This is a genomic window from Cohnella rhizosphaerae, from assembly GCF_029525575.1.
GTDB lineage: Bacteria > Bacillota > Bacilli > Paenibacillales > Paenibacillaceae > Cohnella > Cohnella rhizosphaerae.
In genome coordinates, this window is the sequence record NZ_JAPDIA010000008.1 from 136159 (window position 1) to 154291 (window position 18133).

Consider the following 18133-nt stretch of genomic DNA (forward strand, 5'->3'; position numbering starts at 1 on the left):
GAGCACTGCGTCATGTTTGAACGATTGCTGCCCCATCAACTCGTGGGCACCGTCTTCGATATAGATCTGGCGTCGCTGGCTAGCATGGGCGTACGCGGCATCATTACCGATCTGGACAATACGCTCGTCAGCGCGCGAACCGCGCTCGCGACGCCCGAACTGATCGCTTGGCTGGACGAGGTCAAGTCGCTCGGGTTCAAGGTCGTCATTTTGTCGAACAACAACCTGACGCGCGTGGCGAAGTTCGCCGATCCGCTCGGCATTCCGTTTATCCCCGCTGCGCGCAAGCCGTTCAACAAGGCGTTCAGGCAGGCGCTAAGCCTGCTGGAGCTGAAGGCCGATCAGGCCGTCGTCGTCGGCGACCAGATGATGACCGACGTGCTCGGCGGACGCCGGATGGGTCTCCATACGATACTCGTGACGCCGATCGCGCGAGCGGAGGAAGGCTGGGGCACGAAGGTGAACCGCCGAATCGAAAAGATTGCGCTGTCAAGGCTGACCAAGCAGGGCTTGTGGCCGGATAAGGGGGACAAGTAGCATTGCCGACCATCGAGGATAACTGGAATACGAAAAAGTGCGCGGGCTGCGGCGTTGCGCTGCAGGTCGAGAACGCAGCGAGACCCGGCTTCGTGCCCGAAGCCGCGCGCGAGCGCGAGCCGATCATTTGCCAGCGCTGCTTCCGAATCAAACATTACAACGACGCCTCGTCGGTCGCCATCGATCAGGACGATTTTTTGCGTTTGCTCGGCGGCATCGGCTCGACGAACAGTCTTGTCGTGCACATCGTCGACCTGTTCGACTTCGAGGGCTCGATGATCTCGGGCCTGCAGCGCTTCGTGGGCAACAACCCGGTGCTGCTCGTCGTGAACAAGATCGACCTGCTGCCCAAGGTGACCAACTGGAACCGCCTGCGCAACTGGGTGCAGAAGCAAGCCAAGGCGGGCGGACTGCGCGTTGTCGACGTAGTACTGTGCAGCGCGCGCCGCAACATCGGCTTCGACCGGGTCGTCGAGGCGATCGGGCAACTGCGGGGCGACCGCGACGTCTACGTCGTTGGCGCGACCAACGTCGGGAAGAGCACGCTCGTCAATCGGCTCATCGCCGATTACAGCGACCTGCGCAGGGAATTGACGGTATCGCGTTATCCGGGCACGACGCTGGATGCGATCAGCATACCGCTGGACGACGGCCGCAGCATTATCGACATGCCGGGCATCGTGTACAAGTCTCGCTTGTCGGAGATCGTACCCCGCGAGACGCTGCACGCGCTGCTGCCGGACAAACCGCTTAAGCCGTTGACATATCAATTTTACGAAAAGCAGACTTTGTTTTTCGGCGGCTTGGCCCGTTTCGACTTTACGGCGGGCGAACGCCAGTCGTTCACAGCGTACCTGTCGTCCGGCATTCCCGTTCACCGTACCAAGCAGGAGCGGGCCGACGAGCTGTACGACAACCATCGCGGCGAGATGCTGGCTCCGCCTTCCCGCGAAGAGCTGGCGGACATGCCGCCGCTCGTACGGCATAATTTGCGCATTCCGCCAGGCGGGCCAAAGGATGTATTCGTTTCCGGGCTCGGCTGGATCAAGGCGAACGGCTCGACCGGCGCCGTCGTGGACGTCTATGCGCCCAAGGGCGTCAAGGTGTTGCTCAGGGATTGCATTTTGTAAGTCGGGAGGAAGCCGTCGGCATGGACAGTCATACGATATTATACGGCGTCATCGGAGACCCGATCCGTCATTCCAGATCGCCCGTTATGCTGGGCAGGGCGTTTAAAGAGAGCGGCGTGAACGGCGCTTACGGCGCCTTCCACGTGGCGCCCGACCGGCTCGGCGACGCGATCCGGGGCATTCGCGCGCTCGGCTTCCGAGGCCTGAACGTGACGATCCCGCACAAGATCGAAGTCATGAATTATCTGGACGAGATCGACGAGAGCGCCAGAGCGATCGGCGCGGTCAATACGATCGTTAACGAGGGCGGCAGGCTCACCGGCTACAATACGGACGGCATCGGCTACGTTCGTTCGCTGAAGGAAGAAGCGGAGCCGGAGCTGACCGGCAAACGCGTGCTCGTGCTGGGCGCCGGCGGCGCTGCGCGGGGCATCGTCTGGGCGCTGCTGCGAGAATCGCCGGCCGAGGTGCGCGTCGCGAACCGGACCGACGCGCGGGCGGACGAGCTTGCGGCGGCGTTCGAATCGGGCGGCCGCTTGAAGTCCGTGCCCTGGCATCTGCTGGCGGAGGCGTGCGGAGCGGCGGACATCGTCATCAATACGACGTCCGTCGGGATGTCCCCGCAGACGGAAGCGATTCCCGCCGATCCGTCCTGGCTTCGCCCCGGCGCGGTCGCAAGCGATCTCATATACAATCCGCTGACGACGGCTTTTTTTGCATGGCGCACAGCGGCGGGGCTGCCGCATTCACGGCGGTCTCGGCATGTTCGTTTACCAAGGCGCCTATGCGTTCGAATATTGGACGGGGCGTCCCGCGCCGGCCGCGGCGATGCGCGAAGCGGTGCTGGCTTCCTTTTCCGAAGCGGCGAAGGTTTGAACATTTATCTATCAGAGAGCAGGGACTACGCATGCTGACCGGCAAACAAAAACGATTTTTGCGTTCCGAGGCCCATCACCTGACCCCGATTTTCCAGGTCGGCAAGGGCGGCACGAACGACCATCTCATCCGCCATATCGAAGAAGCGCTCGAGGTGCGCGAACTGATCAAGGTGTCGATCCTGAACAACAACGACGACGACCGTTACGAAGTCGCGAAGGAGCTGTCCGATCGCTCCGGCGCGGAGCTCGTGCAGGTCATCGGCAAGACGATCGTGCTTTACAAGGAATCGCGCGACAACAAGCAGATCGAGCTTCCTTAAGGGAGGTACGCGCATGAGACGCATCGGGCTGATGGGCGGCACGTTCGACCCCGTACACATCGGCCATTTGCTCGCGGCCGAAGCGGCGCGCGAGGCGGCGGATCTGTCCGAGGTCTGGTTCATCCCGACCTCCGTCCCGGTCCACAAGCCTCAGCCCGGGGCTTCGGGCGCGCAGCGCCGGGCGCTCGTCGAGACGGCGATCGCGGAGCATCCGTCGTTCCGGGTGGAGGCCGCCGAGCTCGATCGGCAAGGCGCCTCGTATACGATCGACACCGTGCTCGAATTGCGGGAACGGTACCCCGACGTCTCGTTTTACTGGATCGTCGGCTCCGACATGCGGGACGATCTGCCGCATTGGCGACGCATCGAGGAGCTGGCGGAACTTGTCGTCTTTATCGCGCTGGAGCGTCCTGGAGCGGCCGGCGAGGTTGCCGTTGCTGAGCCTGCGCTTCCCGATTACTTGCGGGGCCGGATCGTGCGCGGGGAGATGCCGGGCATCGGGATCTCGTCCACGGATATCCGCCGGCGCTGCGCGGAAGGCCGAACGATCCGGTACATGGTGCCCGAGCGGGTAAGGACGGAGATCGAAAGGATGGGATTGTATGGATCGCGAACTATTGATTGAGGCCGTCAAGCGCCAAATGCCCGAAAAGCGGTACCGGCATGTCGCCGGCGTCGTCGACACGGCGTTCATGCTGGCGCAGCGGTTCGGCGGCGATCCGGACAAAGCCTGGCTCGCCGCGCTGCTGCACGATTATGCCAAGGCATGGCCGACGGACCGCATGGAGCGGATCATCCGCGAGCAAGGCCTTCCGCCCGAACTGCTGGCGTACGACAAGGAGCTATGGCATGCGCATGTCGGGGCATGGGCGGTCCGCGAGGAGCTGGGCATCGCGGATGAAGAAGTGCTGGATGCCGTACGTTATCATACATCGGGACGCGAGAACATGACTTTGCTGGACCGCATCGTCTGTCTTGCGGATTACATGGAGCCGAGCCGCGCGTTTCCCGGCGTGGAGCGAATTCGCGCGCTGGCCGAGACGAGCCTTAACGAAGCGTTGGTCGCGGGTTTTGATTCGACGATCGTTCATTTATTGGAAAAAGGCAAAACGGTTTTCCCGCTGACGGTATTGGCGCGCAACGACCTGGTCAGAGAAATCCGCGCGGCGGGCACAACGATCGAATCTTAAAGGAGGCTGAACGATGGCAAAATCGGAACAGTTAATGAGGCAGGTCGTGGATGCGGCCGACGATAAAAAAAGCGAACGACATCGTGGCGCTTAATTTGCAGCATATCTCGCTGGTAGCGGATTACTTCGTCATCTGCCACGGCAATTCGGATACGCAGGTGCAATCGATCTCGACCGAGATCAAGAAACGCGCGGAGGAATCGGGCGCCCGCGTCCGGATCGAAGGCATGGATACGGCAAGATGGGTGCTCATCGACATGGGCGACGTCGTGGCGCACGTCTTTCACCGGGACGAGCGCGAATATTATGCGCTCGAGCGCTTGTGGTCCGACGCGAAGGCGGTTGAATTCGCATGACGCTCGCCGCCGGCACGACGGTCAGTCTGCTGGTGCGGCGCGAGGTTCCGCCTTACGGCTGGTTTCTGGCCGAAGACGAGGCGGCGGATACGCCCGAAGTGCTGCTCCCTTACGGCGAAGCGGCGGGCAACCGTCCTTCGGTCGGCGATTCGGCGGACGTCTTCCTCTTCCATGACGACAAAGGCCGCTTGACGGCGACGAACCGTCGGCCGCTGCTGCAGTTGGGGCAAATGGGCCGGCTCGCGATGGCCGACTTTCATCCGCGGTTCGGCTGCTTCCTGGAGCTCGGCATCGGACGTCAACTGCTGCTGCCGATCAAGGAGCTGCCGGACAACCGCGACCGCTGGCCGCAGCCGGGCGACGAGCTTCATGTCATTATGAAGCACGACAAGGAAGGACGCATGCTCGCACGGCTCGCCAAGATCGAGGATTACGAGCGCGTCGTGTTCCGCGCGCCGTCCTCGTGGCACCACGAGCAGCGGGAGTGCTGGGTGACGGACATCTACAAGGACGGCGTTTTCATGCTGGCGAATGGCGGCGTACTCGGTTACGGGGCGCTCGGCTACCTGCCGAACGCATCCATGATCCACCCGCTGCGGCTTGGGGAGAAGACGACCGCGCGCGTGACGCAGGTGCGGGACGACGGCAGAGTGACGCTGTCCATGCGGCCGGCCAAGGAGGTCGGACGTCTGGAGGACTCGGACCGCATATTGGCCTTTTTTGCAGGCCAGGCCGGGCGGCGCGATGCCGTATTCGGATTCGACGCCAGCCGACGTCATCCAGAAGCGGTTCGGGCTCAGCAAATCCGCCTTCAAGCGCGCGCTCGGCAAGCTGATGAAGGACAGGCTCGTCGTGCAGGACGGCAATTGGACCCGGCTGGCGGCGGCCGAAAGCGGCGCGCAGGATGCGGGGGCTTCGCCCGATAAGAATTCCGCCGGTGCGAACGAGCCGGACTGAGAGCGGCGCTGACGATTCCGCCTGTCGCGACCGCTTCAGACGACTCGCTTCGCCAAGGCGTCCGCGCCAACGAAATAAAACCGGCCCCGGGATTATGTTCGACCGGCTCCCGGGGCCGACGACGAGGAGACAACCATGCGCAGCTATCGTGAGTTCGCCTCGGTTTACGACCGACTGATGGAGGATATGCCGTATCCGGAATGGCTGAGTTTTGCCAGAGGATGCTGGGAAAAATACGGCATGCCCAAGACAGTCGTCGATTTGGGCTGCGGAACCGGCAATATTGCCATCCCGCTTGCCAAATCCGGATTTCGCATATTCGGCATCGACCTGTCGGCGGACATGCTGTCCGTCGCCCGCGCCAAGTGGGAATCGGTGCCTCAGCGCGGCATCGGACGCGCCTCCGGCGGCGAGGAGGGCGGCATCCGCTGGCTGCAGCAAGACATGCGCGATTGGGAGATTCCCGAGCACGTCGACTGCGTGCTGTCGTTTTGCGACAGCTTGAATTATTTGACGGAGCCCGAGGACGTCATCGCCTCGTTCAAGCATACGTATGCCGGCCTCAGGCCCGGCGGGTTGTTCCTTTTCGACGTGCATGCGCCGTCGCAGCTCGCCCGTTACGGGGAGGAGCAGCCGTTCGTGCTGGACGACAAGGATATCGCCTACCTGTGGACGTGCGAGTACGATCCCGAACGCCAAGAGGTGGAGCACGAGCTCACATTTTTCGTGCGGGAAGAAGGCGCTGCCGGCGCAGGCTTGTACCGGCGGTTCGAAGAGGGGCATGTGCAGCGCGCCTACGAGCCTGATTGGATCGCGGAGCGATTGGCGGAGACTGGCTTCGAGCTGCTCCACCGCTGCGCGGACTTTTCCTGGAGCGCGCCTACGGCGTCCAGCGAACGATTGTTTTTTTGTCGCGAGACGCCCGGCTTAAAGCGGGAATGCAAAGGGACCGTCGGGCATTTGCCTGACGGTCTCTTTCTTATTGGGGGCAGCGTGCGGCGGATGGGGGGAACACATCGTTCATCGCCTGACGTCGAGAAGGCGAAGCGCGCTATCGTTCGTCCTTCGAATCTTTTTCGCAAAAAAAGCGGTCCCCTTCGTCATCGACGACAGGGACCGCTCTTTGCATATGAACGATTTTAACCGCGCAGCTTCGCTTTTTCGGTCAGATGCTTCCGTCCCGGCCAGAACGACCGGTCGCCGAGCAGCGCCGTAATGGCCGGCACCAGATACGGCCTGACGAGGAACGTATCCAGCAGCACGCCGATCGCGGTGATGACGCCGAATTGCACGAGCACCTGGATCGGCAGCGTCCCGAGCACGGCGAACGTGCCGGCGAGGATGAGGCCCGCCGAAGCGATGACGCCGCCCGTTTCTCCGACGCCTTCGCGAATCGCGTCCTTCAGCGGCATCTCCTTGCGCTTGCGCCAGATACTGGAGATCATGAAGATGTTGTAGTCCTCTCCGAGCGCGACCAGGAACACGAACGAGTAGAGCGGAATGGAGCCCTGGATTGCGTCTGCGCCGAACAGATAATGGATGACGAGCCAGCCCAGCCCGAGGGCGGAAATGTAGGACAGGATGACGGTGCCCACCAGATAAGCCGTCGCTACGACCGAGCGCAAGTAGAGGAGCAGCAGCAGCGCGATCAGCGCGATGATCACAGGCAAGATGAGACGCGTATCCCGTTCTCCGGTTTCCTTCGTGTCGTACTGATCGGCCGTTTGGCCTGCGACCCATACGTGATCGGCCGCATTCGCGTCGCCGGAAGCGGCGAGCGCCGCATGGGCGGTATCGCGAAGATCCGGAATTTTGTTCAGCGCCTCCAGCGCGTAAGGATTGAGCGCCAGCTCGACGTCATAGGCGACAATCTGCGGATTTTGCTGCCCTTGGACGGGTTCGGAGACCCGGCTCACATAAGGCAGGTCGGCCAGTTTTTGCGCAACGCCGGTCTCTTTGCCGCCCGTGTCGACGATGACTTTGACAGGGGCGAGCTCGCCTTCGGAAAACTGGGAGCCGATCAGCGCATAGCCCTCTCTGGACTCCATCGTGGAGGGGAACGACGATAAGATATCGTACGTAAATTTAATCTGGCTTGCCGTCACGGCCAGCACGGCCAGGAAGACGACGGACAAGACGGCGATCAGGCCCGGACGCTTCACGACGATCTTGCCCGTGAAGTTGCGTGGCGGGGCTTCAGGAGCAGGCTTTGGCTTGCCGCGCTTCGCGGCGCGTTCCTCGCGCATTTGCTGCGTGCGCGGCACGAACGGCCAGAAGGAGGCGCGGCCGATGACGGCGAGCAGCGCAGGCACGAGCGTCAGACTTGCGATGCTCATGATAAAAATGGCGATGCTGAAAGGCGCGGCGAACCGGCGGAAGGCGCCGTATTCGGCGAGCAGCAGCGTGAGCAAGGCGATGACGACGGTGATGCCGCTCATCGCCACGGCGCCGGAAGCGTCCGACAGCGCGGCGCGCAGCGCCTTCCCTTTATCGGGCTCATGCTTGAGAAGCTGTCTGAACCGCGAGATCAGGAAGAGGCAGTAGTCCGTTCCGGCGCCGAACAGCAGTACCGTCATAATCGATATGCCCTGCGAGTCTACGACGATCCAGCCTTCGCGGGCCATCCAGCCGAGGATCGGACTGATGACCCCGTAGGCGAAACCGACGCCGACGAGCGGAATAAAGGCAAGGATCGGCGACCGGTAAATAATCAGCAGCAGCACGAGAACGAGCAGGACGGTTCCGAGCAGCAGCGCGAAGTCGGCATTTTCAAAAAAGTCCCGTCGCATCGATCTGGATGCCGACCGGACCGGTGACCCGCGCGCTAAGCGCGCCTTGGTCCGTATCCACAGTAAACGGATCACTGCCGATCAAAGCAACAGCTTGATTCTTGAGCGCCTCGACGCCTTCCTTCAATTGCTCCGTATCCGCATTTTTATCGAAAAAAACGGGCGTGACGAGCGTGCTGCCGTCCTTGGACAGCTGCGCCTTGAGCGCCTCCGGCGGCAGTTGATGCAGCGGCGGAACCGCCGTCTGATGCGGCACGGGCGCTTTCGTCCATTGTTCCGCCAGCTTGCGGACGATGTCCAGATCGGCGTCCTTAAGGCCGCCTTGCTTGTGCCATACGAGCAACGCAGGCACGTCCGCCCCGCTGGTGAATTCACGTTCTGCGACGGCGGCTGCCTGAACGGAGGGCCTGCTGTCGCTCAGATTGGGCGCATTGTTCGTCTCCTGCTTGCCGACCTGCGGCAGCAGCACGCTCAACAGGGCGGCGGCGACGATCCAAATCGCAAGTGTTACCCAGCGGCCGACAGGGCCCGTTATTCCTTTGCCTTGAACGCGAACTTCCTTCACGTCTTCTCCCCCTCGGGTTTCGGTTGCGTTATAATGTGCTATAATGAGCGCATTGATAATTATATATACCGGAAGGTTAATATTGCAACTCTTTCGTCTGAATCTTTTCGAAAGGAAGGCGCAACAAGTGACACAACAACGAACGAGACGGGCTCCCGGTCGACCCAAGGGCAATACGGACAGCCGCGATTTGCTGCTGCGCACCGCATCCGCTCTTTTTTATGGAGTTCGGCTACGAGCCGGTGTCCCTGAATCAGATTGCCGAGCGGGCAGGCGTCACCAAGGCTTCGATCTACTATTATTTTAGCGGCAAGTCGGAGCTGTTCGCCGCTTCGGTGACCGAGATGATGGGACGTATCCGCGGATTTACGCGCCAGATCCTTGAGCAGGAGGGCACGCTTCGGGAACGGCTGATCAGGGTGGCGACGGTGAAAATGGCGAGTACGCACGTCGAGTTCGAATCGATGATGCGCGAGGCGATCGCCTCGCTGAACGAGGAGCAGCGGCGCGACATTCGCGAAGCGGAGCATCGCATCCACGAGGTACTGGCGGAATGCTTCGCCGATGCCGCGGCGCGCGGCGAGATGCGGGGAGGAGAGGAGCCGCTGCTGCTGGCGCATGCCTTTTCGTCGCTGCTGATGGTGGGGGGGGCGCGACACCGACGGCGAGCGAAGGGAAGACCTGCCCGTACGGATCGTCGATCTTTTTTTGGCAGGGGGCCGGACCGCGAGCTTGACATTGAACGAGAGCTTGACATCGATCGACGGCAGCCGCTATAATCGAAGAAATAAAGGCTAAGAAGAGGAAAAGTAATCGCTCAGCGTCACTCAGAGAACCGGCGGATGGTGCAAGCCGGCTGACGTCAGCGACGAACTCGCCTTGGAGCTCCGCGTTTAATCCATGCCAGGCTGCATGCCTTGGCGGGCAATCGCGGCGAGTCCCTCCGCGTTAAGGAGGAAGAGTGGACGACATGCCCGGGCAGGGCTGGCGTCAACTAGGGTGGTACCGCGAGTTTAACCTCTCGTCCCTAGCGTAATTTCGCTGGGGGCGGGAGGTTTTTTGGCTTTTAACGCGCAGTCAAACGGAAGGGGCAGCATGAACGATGGTACAGGACAACAATCAAGCCGGCTACAAGCCGCAGACCTTGGAGCCCAAGTGGCAGCGCTACTGGGACGAAAACAAGACGTTTCGCACGACGGAGGATCCGGGCAAGGAGAAGTTTTACGCGCTCGATATGTTCCCGTACCCGTCTGGCGCCGGCTTGCACGTCGGACATCCCGAAGGCTACACGGCGACCGATATCGTCAGCCGCTACAAGCGCATGCGCGGTTACAACGTGCTCCATCCGATGGGCTGGGACGCGTTCGGCCTGCCTGCCGAGCAGTACGCGCTCCAGACGGGGCGCCATCCGCGCGAGATCACGGTGGAGAATATCGACAACTTCCGCAGACAGATCAAATCGCTCGGCTTCTCCTACGATTGGGACCGCGAGTTCAGCACGACCGATCCGGATTATTACAAGTGGACCCAGTGGATCTTTATTCAGCTGTATAAAAAAAGGCCTCGCTTACGTCGCCGAGGTTCCGGTCAACTGGTGCCCGGCGCTCGGTACGGTGCTCGCGAACGAAGAGGTCATCAACGGGCTGAGCGAACGCGGCAACCACCCGGTCATCCGCAAGCCGATGCGCCAGTGGATGCTCAAGATTACCGAATACGCCGAGCGGCTGCTCGAGGATCTCGAGGAACTGGACTGGTCGGAGAGCATCAAGGACATGCAGCGCAACTGGATCGGCAAGTCGACCGGCGCGGAGGTTACCTTTGCCATCGACGGGCACGCCGACGCTTCGCTCACCGTGTTCACGACCCGTCCGGATACGCTGTTCGGCGCGACCTATTGCGTACTGGCGCCGGAGCACGAGCTCGTGTCCGCGATTGCTTCTGCCGAGCAGAAGGCGGATGTCGAGGCTTATGTCGAGCAGGCCGCGCGCAAGAGCGATCTTGAGCGTACCGATCTGGCGAAGGATAAGACGGGCGTGTTCACCGGCGCTTACGCCGTCAATCCGGTGAACGGCGAACTCGTACCGATCTGGATCGCGGACTACGTGCTTGGCGGCTACGGCACGGGCGCGATCATGGCCGTTCCGGGCCATGACGAGCGGGACTGGGCGTTCGCGAAGAAGTTCGGGCTGCCGATCGTCGAGGTCGTCAGCGGCGGCAACGTCGAGGAAGCGGCACATACGGGAGAAGGAGCGCACGTCAACTCCGGCTTCCTGAACGGCCTGTCCACGCAAGACGCGATCGCGAAGAGCATCGCCTGGCTGGAGGAGCAAGGCAAAGGACGGGGCAAGGTCACCTACAGGCTGCGAGACTGGCTGTTCAGCCGTCAGCGCTATTGGGGCGAGCCGATCCCGGTGCTGCACTTCGAGGACGGGAGCATGGAGACGGTGCCCGAGGACGAACTTCCGCTGCTGCTGCCGGAGGTCGACGCGATCACGCCTTCGGGCACGGGCGAGTCGCCGCTCGCGACCGTCGAGGACTGGGTGAACGTGACGCTGCCGGACGGCCGCAAGGCGCGCCGGGAGACGAATACGATGCCGCAGTGGGCGGGCAGCTGCTGGTATTACCTGCGGTTCATCGACCCGAAAAACGCGGATGCGATCTGCGATCCGGCCAAGCAGCGGGAATGGCTGCCTGTCGATCTGTACATCGGCGGCGCCGAGCACGCCGTGCTTCACTTGCTCTATGCGCGATTCTGGCATAAGGTGCTTTACGACATCGGCGTCGTTGCGACCAAGGAGCCGTTCCACAAGCTCGTCAACCAAGGCATGATTCTCGGCACGAACAACGAAAAGATGTCCAAGTCGCGGGGCAACGTCATCAATCCCGACGACATCGTCGGCGAGTTCGGGGCGGATACGCTGCGCGTGTACGAAATGTTTATGGGTCCGCTCGAAGCGACGAAGCCTTGGAATACGAACGGCGTCGAGGGCATGTATCGTTTCCTCGGCCGCGTTTGGCGCTTGTTCGTCGGAGAGAACGGCGAGCTGAGCGAAAAGATCAAGGACGAGGCTGGCGAAGAAGCGTTCCGCAGAACGTGGCATCGCTCGGTCAAAAAAAGTCACCGAGGATTATGAGGGACTCCGGTTCAACACGGCGATCAGCCAGCTGATGATCTTCGTCAACGAGGCGTACAAGGTCGAGGTGCTGCCGAGGCAGGCGATGGCGCATTTCGTGCAGATGTTGTCGCCGATCGCGCCGCATATCGCCGAGGAGCTCTGGGAGAAGCTCGGCCATACCGAGAGCGTGACCTATGCCGCTTGGCCGTCCTACGACGCTTCTTTGACGGTCGACGCCGAGGTCGAGATCGCCGTTCAGGTCAACGGCAAGATCGTGGACCGCGTCTTTGTCGCGGCGGATCTCGAGGGAGAGGCGCTGCAGGAAGCCGCGCTCGCGCTTGAAAAAGTGAAAGCCGTCACGGCAGGCAAGACGGTGCGCAAGATCGTCGCGGTCAAGGGCAAACTCGTCAACATCGTAGCGAACTGACACGTCAAGGGCGGCCCGCATGAATTCACCGGGTCGCCCTTTGCGCTGTTCGGCAGCCTTGGCACTTTTCTTGCGGGCACCTTCGGCTAGGATTCGGACGCTAATCGGAGCGAAAGGACTGCTCCGACAGCGAAGCTTCGACCTTGACCAGGTCCTCCGCGAATTTGTCGTGCGTTTTCCGCATCACCTTGCGGAAGGCGTCTTGCGTCGACAGACGCAGCTCTTCCATCGCCACCGCAGTGATGCCTCCGGGTACGCATACGCGCTCCTGCAGTTCCCGCGTCGTGCAGCCTTGCTCCAGCAGCCTCGCCGTACCGAGGAGCATCTCGGCGCCGACCTTGGCCGCGACATCGGGCGCGAGCCCTGCGAATTCGACCGTCGCTTCCACGAATTGCTCCAGCAGGTACGCCATGAAGGCGGGGCCGCAGCTCGACAGGTCCGAAGCTGCGCGGACGCTGTCCTCCGGCACTTCGATGGGCTCGCTGATGCGCGCGAACATGGAAATGAGCTGCTTTTTGTCGGCCGGAGCAAGCCGCGTGCCGAACATGAACAGCGAGGCGCCGCTTGCGGCGCCGTTAACGATGCTGGGAATGATCTTCGCCGTCTTGCAGGGCGTCAGTCGCTCAAGCTGCTCCAGCGTGACGGGACTTGTAATCGACACCAGGAGCTGCTCCGGCCGGAGCGCTTCCCGAATCTCGCCGATGACCGCGCGGTAGTCGAGCGGCTTCACGCAGAGAAAGACGATATCCGCCTCACGGACGGCTGCCGCGTTGGTCGGTCCGATCCGGAGGCCCGGAAACTGATGCGCCAGACGTTCCGCTTTGGAGGAGGTGCGGGTCGCGATCGTCACTTCCGACGGCTCAAAAGCCCGGGCGCGCAGCAAGGCTCCCGCTAGCAGACCGCCCATGCTTCCGGCGCCGATGAAGCCGACCTTCATCTGAGGTCCCCCTCCCGCAATTGACATTATGCATGGCTACTTTCCATTGTATGCCAGCAGGTTTGGCCGACATGACTCGATTTTTTATGCGTATTGAATAGATAGGCATGCCAGTCGTATTCAAGAAGATCATGGAGGAGAGGCGAATGCGAAAAAATGCGGAGCGGGACGTCCGGCAACGAAGCCGGGCAGCGCTGCTGGCAGGCGCGGCCGCGGTCGTTCTGCTCGCCTGGGGATGGCTTGCGCCTGCGGATGGGAGCGTGCCCGGCTGGGAGCCGGTGAACGCGCAGGTCGCTGCGGCGGTCGCCGATGCGGAGATCGGAGAAGGCGAGGCGCGGCGAGCGGGCGGGGAGGCGGGCTTAGCGCATGCGGCGGCAACGGCGGCGACCGACCGGCCCGCGGACACCGCGGGCGTTGCCGAACCGGCGGGCGAAGTGTCCGGCGCAGCGGCCGTTTCGGCTTCGGAAGCGAATGCGGGCGCTTCGGCCGCTCCGGCTTCGGAGGCGAATGCCGTAAATACGGGGGGATGCTCCCTTAAGCGCGGAAACGGCAGTTGGCACCCGCGAGTCCGCCGACGCGGGCGACGGGCCGCAGCGGCAGCCGGTTGAGGCGGCTGCGGACGGGCGGCTCGATATTAATCTGGCGACCGCAGCCGAGCTGGATGCGCTGCCCGGCATCGGACCGGCCAAAGCCGAAGCGATCGTACGGTATAGGGAAGCGAATGGGCGTTTCGGATCTCCGGAGGCGCTGACGGACGTCAAGGGAATTGGAGACAAGCTGCTCGCGAAGCTTCTGCCGCTCGTCAAGGCCGGCTAATCTTGGGGGCGTCCGGTAACTATAAGACAGGAGGCGAAGCCGGATGGCTCTGGCGGTTCGCAAGGATTGGGACACTTACTTTATGGACATCGCCTTCATGGCATCGACGCGTTCGCGTTGTCCGAGGCGTCACGTGGGCGCCGTGCTCGTACAGGGCAAGAAGCTGCTGGGCACCGCTTACAACGGCGCGCCGATGGGCGTGCCCGACTGCTCGGAAGCCGGCTGCATGATCGTCGAAGAATTCGCGCCAGCGCCGTCCGGCGAACCGGGCGTCATGGTCAAAAAGGAGCGCTGTATCCGGACGATCCACGCAGAGCAAAATCTGCTGCTGTTCACGGACCGGATCGACCGCGAGGGATCGACCGTATACGTGACCGACCAGCCTTGCTGGACCTGCGCGAACATGCTCGCCAACAGCGGCATCGTCGAGATCGTTTTTCACCGCGGGTATCCGAAGGACCATGACAAAGTATCCGCGCTCATGGCCGAGCGCCGGATCGTTTTCAGGACGATACCGGATTATGCGCCGCCGCAGGATACGGAAGTGAAGGATGCCGATTAGCGGACCGATATCCGAATAGAGAGCAAGCCCTGGGAAGAACCCTGCTTAAACGCGCAGGGTTCTTTTATTTTTCGCAAGTTTCACCTATGCGCATCCGATTCGTCTCCGATAAAAACGCAGCGCCATCTGTAAAGGAAGGCGAAATCGTTTTTGCCGGTCCGACCTTTCAGAACGTATCGGCATCACGCTCTAACCTGACGGAAAGATCGAGGAGAAGGTAAACGAGAAGGTAGGCGAGGATGTGCAAATCAGAACTGCGGGTAGCCGCTGAATGCAAGTCAGGCAGGGGATACCGGACACAGGAGACGTTAATTCTTAAAAACCGATGTAAACGGCGATCGTATCGGACCGGAGGGACGTTTTTCAGCCGGAACAAGGCAAAACAGGAACGGAATTCCCGCAATAACGGCTCCTGGGTCCGCGGGCAGCCCGCTAATCGCGATAGGAACAAACATAACGGCTATTGGGTCCGCAAGCTGGGCGCTAATCGCGATAGGAACAAGCATAACGGCCCTGTGTCCGCGGGCAGGCCACAAATCGCGAAAGGAACAAGCATAACGGCTATTAGGTCCGCGTGCTGCCGCAAATCGCGATAGGAACAAGCATCGGCGCCTGGGGCCCTATGCTAAGCGCGAATGGTTATGCAAAAGGCCGATGGAAGCTTTTTTAGAAAGGGGCGTGAATCGATGGATCGCAGACCGCTCGTATGCGCAGCGGGGTTCTGGGCCGCGGGCAGCGGCATCTGGTCGATCCGGCAGGGCATGCCGGCGACGCTCGTCTTCGTCGGCATCGTCGCGGCGCTGGCGGCCTTGGTCCTGGCGGGGCGGATTCGGCTTCGTACGGGCGGATTGTGCGCGCTGGCACTGCTGTTGTCGGCGGGATTGCGGGTATGGAGCGAGGCGGGGCACGGCTCCGAACTGACGGCGGCGTGGACGGCGCCGGAAGGAAGAGCGGTGATCGCGACGGGCCGGCTGCTCGAGCCGGCGGCGATCGACGGCGATACGGTAACGTTTCCGATTCGCGCGCATAATGTCCGATCCGAAGATGGAGCGCTGCGCGTCGACGAGAAGCTGCTGGTCCGCGTTCGGCTGTCCGCCGAAGAAGAGCTGGCTGTCGCTGCATCCTGGAAGCGAGGAAGCTCCGTCGAGGTCGCCGGCGAACTGAAGCTTCCGGCCGATGCGGGCAATTTCGGCGGCTTTGATTACAGGCGCTATTTGAACCGTAAAAACATTCACTGGACGGTATTCGCCAAAGGCGCCGACGCCGTGACGTTCCAGTCGGAAGGCGTATCGGTCATAGACCGGGCGCTTCGCGCGTTCGACGAATCCCGGGCGGCGATCGGAAGGCTGACGGAACGGTTGTATGACGACGCGGACGCCGGATATATGAAAGGTCTGGTAGCCGGCATCGCGGACGACATCGATCCGGAACAATACGATGATTTTTCCCGGCTCGGGCTTACGCACGTACTCGCCATATCCGGCCTTCACGTCGCCGTCGTCGTGTACATATTGCTGACGCTCGGCAAGCTGGCACGCTGGACCCGGGAGCGAACGCTTGCGTTCGCAGCGTCGGCGATGCCCGTATACATGCTGATTACCGGCGCTTCCCCGTCTGCCGTAAGAGCCTGTCTCATGTCGATGATCGCCTTGTGGCTCGCGCGGCAGGGCAAGCTGAAGGACGGGCTTCACTTGCTTGCCGCGGCCGCGCTCCTCATGATTGTTTGGCGTCCGTCCGTCGTGGAAGACGTCAGCTTCCAGCTATCCTTTATCGTGACCGCTGGCCTCTTGCTCTGCGTACCGGTCATGACGGAGCTGCTGGCCTTCCGCATACGATCGGCATTCATACGATCTTCGCTGGCCGTCGCGTTGACCGCTCAGCTCTTTTCTTTCCCGGTTACCGCTTTTTATTTCCATCAGCTGCATTTGCTGTCGCTGCTTGCGAACCTCGTGCTTGTGCCGTTTATCAGCTTCGTCGTCTTGCCGCTCGGGATGGCTGCGCTCGTGCTGGGCGGAATCTGGCTGCCGCTCGGTGTCGTACCCGCGAAGCTCGCGGCGCTTTGCAACCGCGCGACCTTTGCGGCGACGGAATGGCTGGGATCGGTCAAGGCGCTTTCGACCGTATGGCAACAACCTGGCTTGTTTTGGGTGATCGCCTTTTATGCGCTGCTGTTGACGACGCTGGCCTTCGCGCGTCGTTCGCTTCGGCTTCGGGCTGAGACGGCGGCGACCGCCGAAGCCGTAGCGGCCCAAATCGCGGTATCGGATCCGTTCGATCCGAACGAGCGCGCTGCGCGGATAGCCGCATATGCCGGGCGAGCGCCAAGCGAAGGCGATTGGACGGAGCCGCTGCAGGGACTGCGCGAAGAAAGGGCTGCCGATGTCGATTCGGGCGGCGCGCCTGTCAGTCTTAGACCCGTGATGCAAGCTGCGCTACGGACATCTGCGGGACAACCATGGGGGTTCGGGTTGTCGTTCGGCGAGCGACGGAGGAGACGGCTCTTCGCCGCATTTCTATCTCTTAGCTGGATAGGCATCGTCGCCTGGGAAGCGCCGCCCGTCAAGCTCGATCGGACGGCCGTCGTTTCTTTTCTCGATGTCGGTCAGGGCGACAGCATTCTCATCACGACCGGCAGCGGCCGACATGTCCTCGTAGACGCGGGCGGCACGATCGCGTTCGGCACGCCGAAGGAGGCTTGGCGTCTGCGCAAAGATCCCTACGAGGTTGGCCGCAAGACGCTGGTTCCGCTGCTGAAGCAGCGCGGCATTCGGCGCCTGGACGCGCTCGTGCTGACGCATCTGGATGCCGATCACATCGGAGGCGCCCATGCCGTGATCCGGGAGCTGCAGGTGGGTCGCATCCTATTCAACGGAACGATTAAACCGGATGACGACGTGCTTCGTCTATTTCATGAGGCGCAAGACGCGGGTATTCCGATGTATGCGGTCCAAGCCGGCGGCCAATGGCATGTGGACGCGTCGGCGACGCTTGAAGCGCTATATCCGCCGAAGTCGCCATCCGGCGACCGGATACCGGCGATCGGCGAGCAGAACGACAGGAGCGTCGTGCTGCGGCTGGCGATATACGGCCGCGTGTTCGTGCTCCCCGGTGATCTGGAGGCGGCGGGCGAATCCGCGGTGCTAGGCGAGCTCCGACGGCAAGGGGAGGAGTCGCGCGCTATCGACGTGCTCAAGGCAGGACATCACGGCAGCAAAACGTCGACGACCGCAGCGTGGCTTGCCTGGTGGCAGCCGCACGAAGTCGTCGTGTCGGCCGGCAAAAACAATTTGTACGGACATCCGCACGCCGAGGTCGTCGAAAGGATCCTTCGGTCAGGCGCATCGCTCGAGCGGACCGACGTTCAGGGTGAGATCGTCTATCGCATCCGGACAGACGGCCGGCTCGAGCGGCGCGTCAAGCGGCCTTGAGGACAAAACGCGGCGCGTATGATAGACTGGAACAGGACTTATTTCACAACTTTTCGGCCGTTCGCCGAGTATATAGAGCATTGCCTAATAATGGACACATGCGTTAATCGAAGGGCGTTTACGCC

The 18133-nt window shown here is 61.9% G+C and carries 11 protein-coding genes, 6 pseudogenes and 1 other annotated feature; of the genes and pseudogenes, 15 read left to right on the top strand and 2 right to left on the bottom strand.

From position 1 onward, the window contains the following. Positions 1-12 precede the first annotated feature (12 nt). From OMP40_RS23880 to OMP40_RS23920, 9 genes and pseudogenes are all read left to right on the top strand, one after another. The gene (locus OMP40_RS23880; RefSeq protein WP_277535167.1) at positions 13-537 is read left to right on the top strand and encodes a YqeG family HAD IIIA-type phosphatase; all 525 of its coding nucleotides are present in this window, start codon (positions 13-15) and stop codon (positions 535-537) included. A gap of 11 nt (positions 538-548) precedes the next feature. Beyond that, complete coding sequence (gene yqeH / locus OMP40_RS23885) at positions 549-1667, top strand: ribosome biogenesis GTPase YqeH (protein ID WP_277537995.1); 1119 nt, start codon at positions 549-551, stop codon at positions 1665-1667. A 20-nt stretch (positions 1668-1687) separates the two neighbouring features. Next, positions 1688-2543, top strand: a pseudogene (locus tag OMP40_RS23890) (shikimate dehydrogenase). A gap of 31 nt (positions 2544-2574) precedes the next feature. After that, positions 2575-2865, top strand: a complete 291-nt coding sequence (gene yhbY / locus OMP40_RS23895; RefSeq protein WP_277535168.1) for a ribosome assembly RNA-binding protein YhbY — start codon at positions 2575-2577, stop codon at positions 2863-2865. 13 nt (positions 2866-2878) lie between these two features. Continuing rightward, complete coding sequence (nadD, locus tag OMP40_RS23900; protein ID WP_277535169.1) at positions 2879-3490, top strand: nicotinate-nucleotide adenylyltransferase; 612 nt, start codon at positions 2879-2881, stop codon at positions 3488-3490. Then, positions 3468-4055: a bis(5'-nucleosyl)-tetraphosphatase (symmetrical) YqeK gene (gene yqeK / locus OMP40_RS23905; RefSeq protein ID WP_277535170.1), complete on the top strand. Its 588-nt coding sequence runs from the start codon at positions 3468-3470 to the stop codon at positions 4053-4055. The genes nadD and yqeK overlap by 23 nt, the downstream gene beginning before the upstream one ends. 13 nt (positions 4056-4068) lie before the next feature. Next, positions 4069-4411: pseudogene (rsfS, locus tag OMP40_RS23910) on the top strand (ribosome silencing factor). Next, a pseudogene (locus OMP40_RS23915) lies at positions 4408-5368 on the top strand (CvfB family protein). Before rsfS ends, OMP40_RS23915 begins: the two co-directional pseudogenes overlap by 4 nt. Before the next feature lie 135 nt (positions 5369-5503). Then, positions 5504-6277 (top strand): annotated as a pseudogene (locus tag OMP40_RS23920) (class I SAM-dependent DNA methyltransferase); the annotation flags it as partial. 230 nt (positions 6278-6507) lie between these two features. On the opposite strand, the pseudogene OMP40_RS23925 reads toward OMP40_RS23920, so the two are convergent. Next, positions 6508-8722, bottom strand: a pseudogene (locus OMP40_RS23925) (MMPL family transporter). A gap of 221 nt (positions 8723-8943) precedes the next feature. On the opposite strand from OMP40_RS23925, the gene OMP40_RS23930 reads away from it, so the two are divergent. Together OMP40_RS23930 and leuS are read left to right on the top strand one after the other, a co-directional pair. Further along, a complete protein-coding gene (locus OMP40_RS23930; protein ID WP_277535171.1) occupies positions 8944-9501 on the top strand; it encodes a TetR/AcrR family transcriptional regulator in 558 nt (185 codons plus the stop codon). 8 nt (positions 9502-9509) lie between these two features. Continuing rightward, positions 9510-9754 (top strand) — a binding site (T-box leader). A gap of 70 nt (positions 9755-9824) precedes the next feature. Then, positions 9825-12265 (top strand): annotated as a pseudogene (gene leuS / locus OMP40_RS23935) (leucine--tRNA ligase). 100 nt (positions 12266-12365) lie between these two features. On the opposite strand, the gene comER reads toward leuS, so the two are convergent. Next, a complete protein-coding gene (gene comER, locus OMP40_RS23940; protein ID WP_277535172.1) occupies positions 12366-13202 on the bottom strand; it encodes a late competence protein ComER in 837 nt (278 codons plus the stop codon). A gap of 146 nt (positions 13203-13348) precedes the next feature. Between comER and OMP40_RS23945 the strand changes: the two genes are divergently transcribed. From OMP40_RS23945 to OMP40_RS23960, 4 genes are all read left to right on the top strand, one after another. Next, entirely contained in the window at positions 13349-13810 is a 462-nt protein-coding gene (locus OMP40_RS23945) for a hypothetical protein (RefSeq protein WP_277535173.1), read from the top strand. Positions 13811-13835: 25 nt separating this feature from the next. Then, positions 13836-14018, top strand: coding sequence for a ComEA family DNA-binding protein (locus OMP40_RS23950; RefSeq protein ID WP_277537996.1), 183 nt, complete (start codon positions 13836-13838; stop codon positions 14016-14018). Positions 14019-14061: 43 nt separating this feature from the next. After that, complete coding sequence (locus tag OMP40_RS23955) at positions 14062-14580, top strand: deoxycytidylate deaminase (protein ID WP_277535174.1); 519 nt, start codon at positions 14062-14064, stop codon at positions 14578-14580. A 686-nt stretch (positions 14581-15266) separates the two neighbouring features. Next, the gene (locus tag OMP40_RS23960) at positions 15267-18008 is read left to right on the top strand and encodes a ComEC/Rec2 family competence protein (RefSeq protein WP_277535176.1); all 2742 of its coding nucleotides are present in this window, start codon (positions 15267-15269) and stop codon (positions 18006-18008) included. Positions 18009-18133: the final 125 nt, after the last annotated feature.